We start from the raw sequence: 14,591 nt of genomic DNA on the forward strand, positions 1-14,591 counted from the left end.
GAGGCGAGAATTCATGCGTTTCATCCCCTCTACCGGTAATGATGCGAGATGAACCTTTTTTCTTACATCACCATGGTCAATACGCAAGTCAACCTTTTCGCTCTAGGAGGTCGGCAGCTTCCTCCAGCGCCTCAGCGGCTTCCAATTCGGCGGTAAGCGCCTGCTCCAACAACCGCACGGACCGATCGGCCGGACCGGGCGCAGCCGGATCCGCGCTATAGGGCAGCGGGAACAGACGGGCCAGCTCAGCCCAGGCTTCCCCGATCTTCGAATACAGCCCGGCGGCGTGTCTGATGGCGGGCACGGTGGACGAATACAGTACCCGGATAGGAAGGGATTCGGCCAAGCTGTCCAGGTAGCGAGCGGCGTATGCACGCGCCTCGGCGACGACCGCCGCCTGATAAGCAACGCTAAGCGGGCTGACGGCCGTTTGGCCGGCGAAGGAGCGAATCCATAGCCGGTAAGCCTCCTTCCCATGCACGCTCGGGATCTTTTTAGCCATTACCGTATCGCCTGGAATGCCTCCCCTGATATGCATGGCCGCGTCTTTGAAAATCCCAGATACCGGCTGGGTAATCCATGTGGAATGGCGCCTCAGCGGAGCGGCGACGAACCATTCGGAATCCGCGTATAGTCGTCCAAGCTTCGTGTACGGAAGCTTCTTGCCGCTGGACGAGGTGTCCATCACGCTCCAGGAACGCTCCTGGTCGTCATAGCCCGTAATGAGTCCAAATTCGGCGTTCGATACATTCCAAGCGATCGAGGGTATGCCTTGCTCCAGGCAGGACACGATCATGTCCATGCTCTCGATCAGCTCATCCGGTTGATCCAGTCTGACCCCCGAACCGCCTAGTACCGCTCCGACAAAACCAAGTCGTTCGAACCCGCTTCTGGCCGTTATGCCCCAATCGAAGGCGTACGCCCCGCTAATGCCCAAATCCGGCGTTGCTTGAATGCGGAAGGCTAGTCCCGTCGCCCCCATGATCTCCTTCATGGAGATGTTATGATACCCTGACGCCCCTATGGACAGCATCATCGTGGATGCCATTGTGTTGTAGGCCGCCGCCGATCCGTAATACCGTACATGCCGCACGACAGCCTGTTTCGGTTTCCTTCCTCGCCGTCTCGCGCCTAAATACCGGTCAATTTCGTCCTCGAATCTCGCTTCGGCTAGCTTCGCCCGGGAGCGCGACAGCGCCGTATACACAGCACCGGTCTTCATCCCCAACTCGTCCGCCACTTCCTGGATCGACAGCCCGGCCATGCCGTAGGCTCGAACGACGGCCCGTTCGCGATCGCCTAACCTGCCTAGCAGCTTCTCCACTTGATTCAGTGCCAGGTTGCCGATCGCTGCAAGCTGAGGATCGTCCATAGCCCCCGCGTATGATTCGGTCCGGGTCTGATCTTCCAGCAGCTCGATCCCAACGGCCAGCTCGCGCTTGCGCGGCTGTCCTCGTATCGCCATCAAAGCTTGATTCCGTACGATCGTCCGCAGCCAGGGCAGGAACTTATCCGGATTCGCCAACCGGCCGATGTGCTTAAGCGTGGACAGAAGCGCCTCCTGCACGACATCTTCGGCCAATGCGGAATCGTGTACGACTTGATTGGCCCAGCCCAGCATCTGGCTCCTATGTTCGCGCACGAGCTCGGAGAATGCGGCTTGATCTCCGTTACGGGCCCGTTCTACCAGCGAATCTTCCATGGCCATTTCCTTTCTCCTGATAGTTATATAACGAACGATTATTAGCCCTACCCACTCGCCCTGCTAATCTCCTTTATTCGACGCTCTGTTCTGAACTCCTTGCCGTCCAACTATCGCCGCGAAGACCAAAAAACAGACCGCCTCATTGGGCGATCTGTTCTTTGATGACCTGCAATATTTTTTTCTCGAGCCTCGAGACCTGCACCTGAGAGATCCCGAGCCGTACGGCCACTTCCGACTGCGTCTGGTCGCGGAAGTAGCGGAGGTACACGATAAGCCGCTCCCGTTCGGTCAGCGTGTTGATCGCCTCGCTCAGCGCCAGCTTGTCGAACCAGCGCTCTTGTCCCTCGTCCGCGATCTGATCCATCAAGGTGATCGGGTCGCCGTCATTCTCGAACACCGTCTCGTGGATCGAGGTAGGCGGCTTGTTCGCCTCCTGCGCGAAGACGACCTCTTCCGCCGTGATCCCCAGCTCTTCGGCGACTTCGCCGATCGTAGGCAGCCGGCCCATCTTCTTCGACAGCTCGTCCTTCTTCTTGCGCACTTTGTTGGCGAGCTCCTTCAGCGAGCGGCTGACCTTCACCGTCCCGTCGTCGCGCAGAAACCGCTGAATCTCGCCGATAATCATCGGCACCGCGTAGGTCGAGAATTTCACGTCGTACGACAGATCGAACTTGTCTACCGATTTCAGCAAGCCGATACAGCCGATCTGGAACAAATCTTCCGGCTCGTAACCCCGGTTCAAGAAACGTTGTACGACTGACCAGACGAGGCGGATGTTGCAATTCACCAGCGTCTCTCTCGCGAGAGCATCGCCGCCTTGGCTGAGAGCTATCAGGCGCTTGACTTCGGTGTCGTCCAAATAACTATGTGAGGCATGCTTCAGATCCACGGGTCCATCGTCACCTACCTCTAGTTATACAGCGCTTTTTTGGATTCAATCCGCTTGACCATCGTCACCTTCGTGCCCTCGCCAGGCGCTGACACGACCGAGACGGTATCCATGAAATTCTCCATGATCGTGAAGCCCATCCCCGACCGCTCCATCTCCGGCTTCGTGGTGAACAGCGGCTCTCTCGCTATTTCCACATCTTCGATCCCGTTGCCGTTGTCTTCCACGGTCAAGGTCACCCGGTCGCCATCGATCGATGCCGTGATCGTCACGACGCCGTCCATCCGCTCCTCATACCCGTGGATGATCGAGTTGGTTACCGCCTCCGACACGACCGTCTTAATATCCGTCAACTCTTCCAGCGTGGGGTCCAACTGGGACACGAACGCCGCCACCGCCACGCGCGCGAACGCTTCGTTCTCCGAACGGCTGGCGAACTGCAAGGTCATAAAATTAGGTCCACTCATGACACGACCTCCAGACTGGAAAGTGCTAGTCTCTCATTATCCTCAATCGCCAAAATCTTAAACAGCCCCGACAACTCGAACAACCGATATACCGCCGGATTCACTTCGCAAACTACCATTTTGCCGCCCTTGCCGGTGACTTGCTTGTATCGGCCCAGAATAACGCCCAGCCCGGAGCTGTCCATGAACGACAAGTCCTTCAGGCTGAGCACGACATGCCGCGTGTCCCCTTTCAGAATGGCCTCTTCCATCCGGGTGCGGACGACTTCCGCCGCATGATGGTCCAGCTCTCCGCGCAACCGGACGATTAGCGTACGGCGGTTGTGCTCCAGTTCAATATGCAGACTCACGCAAGCTCACTCCCTTCGAGATGCAGACTAGTTTCTACGAAACGATTGGAATTTCCTGCAAGCCGACAAAACTAGAAGAAAACTGCTATAACCTCTGCAAAAACGGGGAGATTTGACACTTTCCGGGCCAATCAGGTCGAAATGCCCGATTCTTACCATCCGTCCCGCCTCCCGAGAGCGGGAAAGCGGGACCGGACGGTCGGAACGGGAGGATTCAGCTTAGTCGACGGTAACCATACGCTGAGCCGTACGTTTCAGCATCGTCCACAACCCTGCTTTGGCGATGTTGGTCGGGGACTCGAGGTCGAATTCGGCCAGCTTCGTGTCGCCCTTGAAGACGACGAGCTTCCCGATCGGCTGCCCCGCCGCAATCGGCGCTTTCAGGTTCGGATTGAATTGCAGTTCGTGACGAATGTCTTCGCCTGCGTCGCCTTTCTTCAGCAGGACCGAATACTGGTGCGTGGCGATAAGCGGCACTTGGCTCGTCTTGCCTTTCTCTACCTGGAGTGTTCCCATCGGGTCTCCGGTTTTGAAGATCGGATGGTTCGTATACTGCGAGAAGGCGAAGTCGAACAGCTTCGTCACTTCCGCGTTGCGGGTCTTCGTATTGGGCTCGCCCATCACGACTGCGATAACCCGGAAGTTCTCGCGCTTCGCCGTGGCGGATAAGCAGAACTTCGCTTCACTCGTATACCCGGTCTTCAGTCCGTCGGCTCCGGAATAAAAGCGTACGAGCTTGTTCGTGTTGACGAGCCAGAACGGCTTGGCCGTTTCCTTGCGCAAGTAGTCTTGGTAAGCGCCAGTGAACTTCGTAATCTCTTCGTGCTTGAGCAGCTCCTTGGACATCGTGGCAATATCCATTGCGGATGTATAGTGATTGTCTGCCGGCAAGCCGTTAACGTTCACGAAGTGGGTATTGTTCATGCCCAGCTGCTTCGCCTTGGCGTTCATCATCTTCACGAACGCTTCCTCCGAGCCTGCGATTTTCTCGGCCATCGCCACCGAGGCATCGTTACCGGAAGCCATCGCGATGCCCTTCAGCATTTCTTCTACCGTCATTTCTTCACCGGGTTCGAGGAAAATTTGCGAGCCGCCCATCGACGCGGCATATTCGCTCGTTCGGACCTTCTCGTTCATCTTGATCTTGCCTTGGTCCAGCGCTTCCATGATGAGCACCATCGTCATAATTTTCGTGATGCTGGCCGGTGCCTTTTTGTCGTGCATATTTTTCTCGTAGAGCACCGTTCCGGTGTCGGCGTCCATCAAGACGGCCGACGAAGCGTTCGGCGCCAAATCGACCCCGCCCGTCCCTGCCTTCGGCTGCGCCAATTTCTCGTCCGCCGCAAGCGCCGGTGCGCTGAACGCCAGCATGATGGCGATTGCGAGCAACCCTATCCAACCTTTTCTAAGCATGCAAATACCCTCCTAGACGATAGAAACCCCATATTTTCCCACTTCGAGACATGGAAAACCTTCTAACAGTTTGGACACATTTGGAGGAAAATAAACGAACGGCCGGAGGAGAATCGCGAGAATTTGCGGGGGTGAGGGATGGCGCTAGTGGTGGAAATGGCGGGCTGAACCCAAAAAAATCGGGCACATGGATTTCTCCCTGTACCCGATCTTCTGATCCAGACTAGCGATTAGGCGTGGCGGTCGTACAAAATCGGATGCGTCGGGCCTGCGGCCGGTTCGCCGGGCTTCAGTCCGGGGAACCAGGATGCGAGATCGTTCTTGCGCGCGTTGCTGTCCGGCTCCAGCAAATTCGTCGGGTCGGCGTAGAAAATAATCGTCATGACCTCCCGCATTTGCTCAGTCGGGTTCGCCGGCGCGCTGTGCAGCGTCCACCCCGCATGGAACGTAGCGTCGCCCGCGGCCATGCCTCCGTAGTTGATCGTCTCGATCCTTTTGCTTTGGATGTAGTCCTTCAGCGTCTTGTGCGATTCATCCGAGATCACTTGCTTCGTAATATAGCCGGAGTGATGCGTTCCGGAGGCGAACGTCATGGAGCCGACTTCGTCCGGGATCGGTACTAGCGGCATCCACATCGTAATCGTGTTGTTCGTATCGAGCGGCCAATAAATTTGATCCTGGTGCCACGGGGTATGCCCGCCGCCCGGCTCCTTATACAACGCTTGATCCGCATAGATGCGCACGCGGTCGACGCCCATCAGGTCGGCCGCGATTTTCGCGAACCGCTTGGCGAATACGAATCGCTGCACCGCCTCGCTTTTCACCCAGACGTTGCCGATTTGGATGAACGCTTTGCCGTACGTGTCCCGCTCTTCCAGCGGCTTCGTGTGCCGGTTCAATTGCCGGACCATGTCTCCGATGATCGGCCGGTAGGCTTGGACCTCCTCCGCGCTGGCTACATGCCTTAGCATGATATGCCCCTGCTCCTGGTAATAGGTCCGTTGCTCCGAGGACAGGTCGTAGTTTTGATGCAAATCCGGGAGCTTCGAAAGTTCGATCGTCATGGATAGGCCTTCTTTCTATTAGGTGATAGCTTTATTATAGGGGCCGGATCGGGGAAGCTCATTGTTCAGCTATCTTGTCTTATTTGTCAAAAACGACTGTTTCCGGTCTTGGGGTTGGGCCGATTCTGTAGTAAAATGAGGGATAAACCAGATTATGATTTGAGGTCAGAAGGGAGCATTTGTGTTGACAACACTTGATGAGCTGATCGCCCGTCAGCCGGTCGTTCCTTATATTCGTAACAGCGATTACGCGGTGCGCAAGCCCTGGCATATGCCGATCCGCCGGCTGCTCGACTACTTGCTCATCTACGTGCAGGAGGGCAGCTGCCTCATTCACGTCGATGGGGTGGACTATACGTTCGAGAGCGGATCCTTTTGTCTGATTCAACCGAACAGCGTGCACACGCTGCAGGGAACGACCAATACGATTACGCCGTATGCGCATCTGGATCTGTTCTACAATCCGCTGCGGGAGGCGAGCTTTCCTACAGGGGCGGGGCAGCTCGATTTGACCGCGTACCAAGACCTGATGCAGCCGGTCCTGAACGACCTGGAGGGCGTGCACGTTCCGGTTCGGTTGAACCCGACGCATCCGATTGGGTTCCGGGATACGCTGCTGCGCATGGTGCAATTGTGGCTCGAGCAGGAGACGCTCGCCCTCTTGGAGGCGCAACACCTGGCTACGGAGCTCGTGCTGGCGATTCTGAAGCAGTATGCGCCGCCTTCCCGGAGCAGCGGCTCTTCGCCCCCTACGCTGAACTGGATCACCTCATTCCTGTCGTTCCACCTGAACGAGCCGCTTTCGGTGGAGGACATGGCCCGCCGGGCGAATTTGTCGCCGTCCCGGTTCAGCGCGGTGTTCAAGGCGACCTTCGGGGTGCCGCCGCATCAATATTTGCTGCAGCTCCGGCTGCGGCATAGCGAGGAGCTGCTGTCGACGACGGAGCTGACGCTGGCCGACATCGCCGTGTACTGCGGTTTCGCCGACGTGCACCACTTTTCGAAGGCGTTCAAGCGGGCACGCGGGCTTTGGCCGGGCGAGTACCGGCAAGCGAAGCGGGTGGAGCTTGGGGGGGAGGCTGCTGGAAAGTAGTTTTCTACTTTGCAGTTCTGGATTCGCCGGTTTCGGCTGCTCCAAAGTAACTTTATTACTTTGCAGTTCCCAATCCGCCGTTTTGGGCTGCTCCAAAGTAACTTTTTTACTTTTGCAGTTCTCAATCCGCCGCTTTCGACTGCTCCAAAGTAACTTTTTTACTTTGCAGTTCTGCATCCGCGGGTTTCGGCTGCTCCAAAGTAGCTTTTTACTTTGCAGTTCTCAATCCGCCGTTTTGGGCTGCTCCAAAGTAACTTTTTTACTTTGCAGTTCTGCATCCGCCGGGCTCGGCTGCTCCAAAGTAACTTTTTTACTTTGCAGTTCTCAATCCGCCGTTTTGGGCTGCTCCAAAGTAACTTTTTAACTCTCCAGTTCTGCATCCGCGGGTTTCGGCTGCTCCAAAGTAACTTTTTTACTTTGCAGTTCTCAATCCGCCGTTTTGGACTGCTCCAAAGTAACTTTTTTAAATTGCAGTTCTCAATCCGCCGCTTTCGACTGCTCCAAAGTAACTTTTTACTTTGCAGTTCTGCATCCGCGGGTTTCGGCTGCTCCAAAGTAGCTTTTTTACTTTGCAGTTCTCAATCAGCCGGTTTTGGCTGCTGCGAGGTAGCTTTCTACTCTACTATCGTTCGGGAGGCGAGACGGTTGACCAAGTTTAAGCCGGAAAAATTGGGTTACTGGGCGTGGCCGGTGGCGGTGGATGACGGTTGCGGGGCGAGGTGCCGGGAGTTAAGTGGTTTTTCGTGCGTGTTAATTCGGTCGGTATCGGTTCGATTTGGTCGGAGTTAAGTCGTCTTTCGTGATAATTCCCCCGCATCTGGTCGATGACGAGGGAGTTAAGTCGTTTATCACTTTAATTCGGTCCGCATCGCACCGATGAGCCGGGAATTAAATGGTTTTTTTCCCGCACGACTCGTGGCGGGAGCCGCTACTGCAGCGGCGTCGGGGCGAACGCGGACGCCGGCACGAGTGCGCGCGTCCCGCGCAGGTCCGCGAGCGTGCGCGCGCCGATGCCGAACATCGCCGCGCGCAGCTCGAGCTCGACCTGCGCCAGCGCCCGCTCGACGGCAGCCTCGCCGTCCACCGCCGCGGCCAGCAGGCCGCGCCCGAAGCCGGCGAGGTCCGCGCCGAGCGCGAGCGCCTTCGCGGCGTCGACGCCGGTCGCGAGCCCGCCGCTCGCGATGACGAACGCCGTCGGCGCCAGCCGGCGCACGTCGCGGACACAGGCGGCCGTCGGCATACCCCAGTCCGCAAACGCGTCCGCCGCCTGGCGGCGCAGCGGATCCGTCGTGCGGCGCTTCTCCACCTCGGACCACGAGGTGCCGCCCGCTCCCGCGACGTCAAGAAAACGGACGCCGGCGTCCAGCAGCCGGCAAGCGGTCTCGCCGTCCAGCCCCCAGCCGACTTCCTTGACCCCGACCGGCACGGGCAAGGAAGCGCACACCTGCTCGATGCGCTTCAGCAGTCCGTGAAAGTTCGTGTTCCCTTCCGGCTGGAACACCTCCTGCAGAGCATTCAAGTGCAAGACGAGACCGTCCGCCTCCAAGAGCTCGACTGCGCGGCGGCAGTCATCCGGCCCGTAGCCGTAGTTCAACTGAACCGCGCCGAGATTGGCGAATAGCGGAATCGTCGGGGCCACATCCCGGATTCGAAACGTAGCGGCGAGCTCCGGCATCTCCAGCGCCGCGCGGACGGAGCCGACGCCCATCGCCCATCCCCGCCGTTCGGCCGCTCCGGCCAGGTGACGATTAATCCGCAGCGCCTCCTCGGTGCCGCCGGTCATGGAGCTGATCAGGAGCGGGGTGCGCAGCGGCTTGCCCAGAAAAGCCGAGGACGTATCGATCTCCTCGAAATCCAGCTCAGGCAGAGCCCGATGTACGAACCGGTATTGCTCGAAACCGGTCGTAATCCCTCGCCCGGCTACCGGCTCCTCCAGCACGATGCGGATATGCTCCGCTTTTCTACGCTCCGTGGTCATCCACCTTCACGTCCCTCTCCGCCCCATAGTTCAAACTCCAAACTCGAATCTCCATTCATCTAGCTCTAATCATCACCTCACACCAGCCGTTCCACGCCCGCTTTCGTGACGACTGCGTACATCAGCGTAGGCTCAGCCGGCTTTGCTTCCGTGATCGTATACGCCGCCAATACCTGCTGCCGCACGGCCTCGACCAAGCTTGCCTCACCACGGTTCGTGTGCAGCTCCACCAGCACGTCACCCGCCTCTACGAGATCGCCGATCTTGCGCTTCAGCAGCATGCCCGCGGCTAGGTCGATGGAGGCTTCCTTCGTCTCGCGGCCCGCCCCGAGCATCATCGCGCCGAGGCCGATGCGCTCCGCCTCGATGGCCGCCACATAGCCGGCCGTCCGCGCCTCCACAGGGAACACATGCTTGGCCGTCGGCAGCTGCGAAGGCTGATCGATGAAGGAAGGCGATCCACCCTGCGCTGCTACGAACTCCTTGAACTTCTTAAGCGCGTAGCCTTTGCGGATAATCTCATAGAGCATATCCTTCGCCTCGCCGATCTCCAGCGCCCGGCCGCCCAGCACGAGCATATGGGCGCCGAGCGTGACACAGAGCTCCTCCAGATCGGCAGGCCCTTCGCCCTTCAGCGTCTCGATCGCCAGCTTCACCTCGAGCGCGTTCCCCACCGCAACGCCGAGCGGCTGGTCCATGCTGCTGATGACCGCCACCGTCTCGCGGCCGACCTCCTCGCCGATCGCGACCATCGCTTCGGCGAGACGGATCGAGTCGTCCAGCGTCTTCATGAACGCGCCGCTTCCCGTCTTCACATCCAGCACGATGGCATCCGCGCCGGAAGCAATCTTCTTGCTCATGATAGAGCTTGCGATGAGCGGAATCGAATTCACGGTGGCGGTCACGTCGCGCAGGCCGTACAGCTTCTTGTCCGCCGGCGTGACATTGCCGGATTGGCTCATCACGGCAAGACCGTGTCGGTTCACCTGCTCCACGAACTGCTCCTCCGTCAGCTCGACCTTGAACCCCGGAATCGACTCCAGCTTGTCGATCGTCCCGCCCGTGTGGCCGAGCCCGCGGCCGGACATCTTCGCGACCGGCACGCCGGCCGCCGCGACAAGAGGAGCAAGGACGAGCGTCGTCGTATCCCCGACGCCGCCCGTACTGTGCTTGTCTACCTTGACGCCCTGAATCGAGCGCAAGTCTACCTGGTCGCCGGAGGCGGCCATCTCCAAAGTGAGATCGGCCGTTTCCCTGGCGGTCATACCCTGGAAGTAAACCGCCATCGCCCACGCCGACAGCTGATAATCGGGAATACGGCCGCTGCTGTAGCCTTGAATCAGGAAAGCCAGCTCTTCCCGGCTGAGCTCCCCGCCGTCGCGTTTTTTCTGGATCAAATCCACAGTTCTCATACGAAACCCACCCTCCGATCGGCTCCGACCCCAGCAACTGCCAATCAGTCACAAATCCTGCGGATCCTAGTGAGCCTTCCAAATATCCCGAATCTTCCGATTACCTCAGATGCAACAAACAGACGCCCGCAACCACGGAGGAGACTGGAGCGCTCAGGCCGCATCAGGAGATCCCGATCCCTCTGGCCTCGAACACTTTCCTCGCTACATGGATAGCGTTCATCACCTTCGGAAACCCGATATAAGGGATGCAATGCAGCATCACTTCTACGATTTCCTTGGCCTCTAGCCCGACATTCAGCGCCGACCCGACATGAACCTCGAGCTCCTTGTCGCAGCCGCCCTGCGTGATAAGCGTCGTCAACGTCACGATCATCCTCATTTTCAGATCGAGGCCCGGACGCGAATAAATATCCCCGTAAGCGAACGAGATAATGAGCTCGCACAGATCCGGGCTGAACTTACGCAGCTCGTCGATCGTCGCTTCACCTTTATCTCCGGTAATTTGCTTCAACAACGTCCAGCCTAGCTCCCGGCGCTCCTCATCCATGCCAGCCTCTCCCATCTATTTGAAGCTAACTCTACACTTCCCGCACGAACGCTTTGACCAGCGCGATGAACTTCGGCTTCGTCCGATTCGCCACCTCGACCACCTGCTCGTGTGTCAGAGGCTCCAGCTCTTCGCCGATCGCCATATCCGTAATGCACGAGATCCCGAGAACGTTTAGTCCGGCATGCCGCGCGGCGATCACTTCGCCCACCGTCGACATCCCTACCGCATCGCCGCCCATAATGGCGAGCATCTTCAGCTCCGCCGGGGTCATATAAGCCGGACCGCTGATCCCACAGTACACGCCGTCCTGGAGCTCCAAAGCGTCGCCGTCGTCCCCGCGGATTTGACTAGACAACTGATGCGCGAGGGCGCGGAACTGCTTGTTATACGCTTCGGACATGTCGGGGAACCGCACGCCGAGCTCCGGATCGTTCGGGCCGATCAGCGGATGGGCGCCGGTCAGATTAATATGGTCGCAGATCAGCATCAAATCGCCCGGACGGAACGCCCGGTTCATCCCGCCGGCGGCATTCGTCATCACCAAGATCTGAACGCCCAACCGCTTCATCACGTAGATCGGGAACACGACCTTTTGCATCGAATACCCTTCATAGTAGTGGAACCGCCCCTGCATCACAATGACGGTCTTGCCTTCCAGCGTCCCCACGACGAACTGCCCGGCGTGCCCTTCCACCGTCGAGATCGGAAAATGCGGAATGTCCGAATAAGGAATCGCGATCGGCTGCTCCACCTCATGAGCCAAGTCGCCTAATCCGGAGCCTAGCACCATGCCGATTGAAGGCTTCAATGCTCCGATACGTTGTACAATATATTGAACGGCTTCGTCGATCCGCTGCACCTGCAATTGTTCCATCTTGATCTGTTCCTCCCGGTACAAATTATAATAAGGGTTAGATTACATCTTGCCGATAATGCGATTGACCAGGTTCAGGAAGGACTCCTTCACCCGTTCTGCCGTCTCCATCACTTCGTCATGGGAAAGAGGCTGGTCGAGAATGCCGGCCGCCATATTCGTAATACAGGAGATGCCCAGCACCTCGAGCCCCGCATGACGGGCCGCCACAACCTCAGGGACCGTAGACATGCCCACGGCGTCGGCACCTAGCGTGCGCAGCATCCGGATCTCGGCCGGCGTCTCATAGCTAGGTCCGAGCATGGCCGCATAGACGCCCTCGCGGAGCGCGATCCCTTCCTCGGAAGCCGCCGTGTGCGCCAGCTCCCTCAACCTCTCGCTGTAGGCTTGCGACATATCGGGGAACCGGACGCCGAATACAGTGTCGTTAGGCCCGATCAACGGACTGCGATACATGAGATTGATGTGGTCGCGGATCAACATGAGATCTCCGGCCGCATACCCCGTATTCACCCCGCCGGCCGCGTTGGTCACGAGCAGCGTCTTGACGCCCAGCGCCTTCATAACCCGAATCGGAAAAGCGACCGTCTGCGCGTCATAGCCCTCGTAGAGGTGGAACCGGCCTTTCATCATCATCGCCCGGCGGCCTTGAATCGTGCCGACGAGCAGCTCCCCCGCATGTCCTTCCACAGTGGACACCGGGAAATGCGGAATTTCGCTGTAGTGGATTACCGTCACATCTTCCATCGCATTCGCCAGCACGCCGAGACCGGAGCCCAGTATGAGCCCGATCTCCGGCATATAAGGGATTTCTTCCTCTATAAACTGCTTCGCTTGTTCGACTTGTTCGTTAGGCGTCATTCTCATGTCTCCCTACCCTTAGATAAACCCCACAAAGAGACGTGGGCCTTCGTAGATTATTCCTGTTACTTTGCGAGGACCCCGGTATCTATCTCGGGCAAAAAGCTCGTTCCGTTAGCCGGAGCCTCAGCCTGAAAATTGTCGGCGATCGTAGCGCCTACGTCGGCGAATGTAGCGCGGACGCCGAGCGGTACCCCGGCCCGGCCCGCTCCCGGCGACCAAACGAGAAGCGGCACATACTCGCGGGTATGATCCGTGCCCGCATGAATCGGGTCGTTGCCGTGGTCGGCCGTAATCAAAAGCAGATCGTCCTCGCCGATCCGGTCCATCAGCTCCGGCAGCCGGCGGTCGAACGCCATAAGCGCCTGCCCGTAGCCTTGCGGATCCCGCCGATGTCCATACAGTGAATCGAAATCGACCAAATTCGTGAACGACAAACCGTGGAACGGCTCGCCCATCACGCGGATCGTCTCATCGATCCCGTGCTCGTTGCTATTCGTGTGGATCGCGGCGGTGACGCCCTCTCCGGAGTAGATATCGTTGATTTTGCCGATCGCGATGCAATCGAGTCCCGCATCCTTCAGGGCGTTCATGACCGTCGGGGCAGGCGGAGAGACCGCGTAATCGTGCCGGTTCGGCGTCCGCTTGAAAGCCCCGGGTTGTCCTATGTATGGTCTTGCAATCACACGTCCTACGGCATATTCGCCCACGGTCAGCTCCCGCGCGATGCGGCACGCTTCGTACAGCTCGGCCAGCGGGATGACGTCCTCGTGGGCCGCGATCTGCATCACGCTGTCGGCGGACGTATACACGATCCAGGCGCCGGACTTCATTTGCTCAGCACCCAGCTCGTCCAGAATCTCAGTGCCGGACGCCGGCTTGTTGCCGATGACAGACCGCCCTGTGCGGGCTTCGAACGCTTGCAATAGCGCAGAAGGAAAGCCGTCCGGGTATGTCTTGAACGGAATGGTGACCTTGAGCCCCATGAGCTCCCAGTGGCCGGTCATCGTATCTTTGCCGACGGACACTTCCGCCATTTTCCCATAGCCGGCCTGAGGTTCCTCTACGGGAGGGACGCCTCGGAGCGGGGCGATGTTCCCCAGGCCGAGCCGCTGCATGTTCGGCAAAGCGAAGCCGGATACCCGCTCCGCGATGTGCCCCAATGTATGGGAGCCCGTATCGCCGAACGCGGCGGCGTCGGGCAGCTCGCCGATCCCTACGCTGTCGAGGACGATCATGCATATTCTTTTGTAAGGCATGCGTGTTTCCCTCCTGCTGGACGTTTCCCATATTATCTCATGCCGGTCTACGGTTTGCAAAACCGCGCCGCCCCCTTCGGGGAAGGCGCCTGGCGGTACAAAAAAAGCCAAGCGCGAATGGCCAGGCTGTTACAATCCGTTCGATCGCGCCCTGGGATGGGCCGCGTCATAGATCTCTTTCATTCTAAGCTTGGAGGCTTGGGCATACAGGAGCGTTGTGGAGATGTCGGCATGTCCCAGCATTTCTTGCACCGCCCTCAGATCCGCTCCATTCTCAAGCAAATGGGAGGCGAACGAGTGGCGCAGCGTATGCGGGGTCACCTCGACGCCGATGCCTGCGGAACGAGCCGCCTTTTTGAGAATTTTCCAGAAGCCCTGCCGGGTCAGCCGCGTCCCGAGATGATTCAGGAACAGCGCCCGCTCCGGCTGCTCCGCTCGGAGCAGCTGCTCGCGCGTCCCTCCCAAGTACGCGGAGAGCCATTGCTGAGCCATCCGGCCGAGCGGGATGACCCGTTCCTTCCCCCCTTTGCCCGGACAGCGAACGAACCCCATCTCCAGATGAATATGATCGACATCCAGCTCAATCAGCTCCGAGACGCGAATCCCGGTCGCATAGAGCAGCTCCAGCATCGCCTTGTCCCGAATGCCGGACGGCGTCTTCGTATCCGGCGAC

Annotated in this window: 14 protein-coding genes; 1 reads left to right on the top strand and 13 read right to left on the bottom strand. The window is 58.7% G+C overall.

Translation table 11 applies throughout. From position 1 onward, the window contains the following. Nucleotides 1-88: 88 nt before the first annotated feature. The 6 genes from ACI5FR_RS27075 to ACI5FR_RS27100 form a co-directional block, all read right to left on the bottom strand. Nucleotides 89-1,708 (bottom strand): RNA polymerase sigma factor, encoded by a 1,620-nt coding sequence (locus ACI5FR_RS27075; RefSeq protein ID WP_405460303.1) that lies wholly within the window; start codon nt 1,706-1,708, stop codon nt 89-91. A 136-nt stretch (nt 1,709-1,844) separates the two neighbouring features. Further along, on the bottom strand, nt 1,845-2,594 hold the full coding sequence (gene sigF / locus ACI5FR_RS27080) for an RNA polymerase sporulation sigma factor SigF (protein ID WP_405460306.1): 750 nt from the start codon (nt 2,592-2,594) through the stop codon (nt 1,845-1,847). A 20-nt stretch (nt 2,595-2,614) separates the two neighbouring features. Then, entirely contained in the window at nt 2,615-3,061 is a 447-nt protein-coding gene (gene spoIIAB / locus ACI5FR_RS27085) for an anti-sigma F factor (protein ID WP_405460307.1), read from the bottom strand. Further along, complete coding sequence (spoIIAA, locus tag ACI5FR_RS27090; RefSeq protein WP_405460310.1) at nt 3,058-3,411, bottom strand: anti-sigma F factor antagonist; 354 nt, start codon at nt 3,409-3,411, stop codon at nt 3,058-3,060. The genes spoIIAB and spoIIAA overlap by 4 nt, the downstream gene beginning before the upstream one ends. A gap of 219 nt (nt 3,412-3,630) precedes the next feature. Further along, nucleotides 3,631-4,824, bottom strand: a complete 1,194-nt coding sequence (locus ACI5FR_RS27095) for a D-alanyl-D-alanine carboxypeptidase family protein (RefSeq protein WP_405460312.1) — start codon at nt 4,822-4,824, stop codon at nt 3,631-3,633. A gap of 230 nt (nt 4,825-5,054) precedes the next feature. Continuing rightward, nucleotides 5,055-5,888 (bottom strand): phytanoyl-CoA dioxygenase family protein, encoded by an 834-nt coding sequence (locus tag ACI5FR_RS27100; protein ID WP_405460313.1) that lies wholly within the window; start codon nt 5,886-5,888, stop codon nt 5,055-5,057. A 181-nt stretch (nt 5,889-6,069) separates the two neighbouring features. Between ACI5FR_RS27100 and ACI5FR_RS27105 the strand changes: the two genes are divergently transcribed. Continuing rightward, complete coding sequence (locus ACI5FR_RS27105) at nt 6,070-6,981, top strand: AraC family transcriptional regulator (protein WP_405460316.1); 912 nt, start codon at nt 6,070-6,072, stop codon at nt 6,979-6,981. A 928-nt stretch (nt 6,982-7,909) separates the two neighbouring features. Here the strand turns inward: ACI5FR_RS27105 and fni are convergent. The 7 genes from fni to ACI5FR_RS27140 all read right to left on the bottom strand — a co-directional run. Then, the gene (fni, locus tag ACI5FR_RS27110) at nt 7,910-8,959 is read right to left on the bottom strand and encodes a type 2 isopentenyl-diphosphate Delta-isomerase (RefSeq protein WP_405460318.1); all 1,050 of its coding nucleotides are present in this window, start codon (nt 8,957-8,959) and stop codon (nt 7,910-7,912) included. A gap of 77 nt (nt 8,960-9,036) precedes the next feature. Then, nucleotides 9,037-10,371, bottom strand: a complete 1,335-nt coding sequence (locus ACI5FR_RS27115; protein ID WP_405460320.1) for a pyrimidine-nucleoside phosphorylase — start codon at nt 10,369-10,371, stop codon at nt 9,037-9,039. Between the two features lie 163 nt (nt 10,372-10,534). Further along, nucleotides 10,535-10,921 carry a carboxymuconolactone decarboxylase family protein gene (locus ACI5FR_RS27120; RefSeq protein ID WP_405460322.1) on the bottom strand — a complete coding sequence of 129 codons (387 nt, stop codon included), beginning with the start codon at nt 10,919-10,921 and terminating at the stop codon, nt 10,535-10,537. A gap of 31 nt (nt 10,922-10,952) precedes the next feature. Beyond that, nucleotides 10,953-11,798: a purine-nucleoside phosphorylase gene (locus tag ACI5FR_RS27125; RefSeq protein ID WP_405460324.1), complete on the bottom strand. Its 846-nt coding sequence runs from the start codon at nt 11,796-11,798 to the stop codon at nt 10,953-10,955. 42 nt (nt 11,799-11,840) lie between these two features. After that, on the bottom strand, nt 11,841-12,659 hold the full coding sequence (locus tag ACI5FR_RS27130; protein ID WP_405460326.1) for a purine-nucleoside phosphorylase: 819 nt from the start codon (nt 12,657-12,659) through the stop codon (nt 11,841-11,843). A gap of 65 nt (nt 12,660-12,724) precedes the next feature. Continuing rightward, nucleotides 12,725-13,918, bottom strand: a complete 1,194-nt coding sequence (gene deoB / locus ACI5FR_RS27135) for a phosphopentomutase (RefSeq protein ID WP_405460328.1) — start codon at nt 13,916-13,918, stop codon at nt 12,725-12,727. A 129-nt stretch (nt 13,919-14,047) separates the two neighbouring features. Continuing rightward, the coding region (locus ACI5FR_RS27140; RefSeq protein ID WP_405460329.1) for a tyrosine-type recombinase/integrase at nt 14,048-14,591 on the bottom strand (544 nt) is incomplete at its 5' end.

Origin of the sequence: Paenibacillus sp. HJGM_3 (assembly GCF_045062745.1) — a bacterium.
Lineage (GTDB): Bacteria > Bacillota > Bacilli > Paenibacillales > NBRC-103111 > Paenibacillus_AA.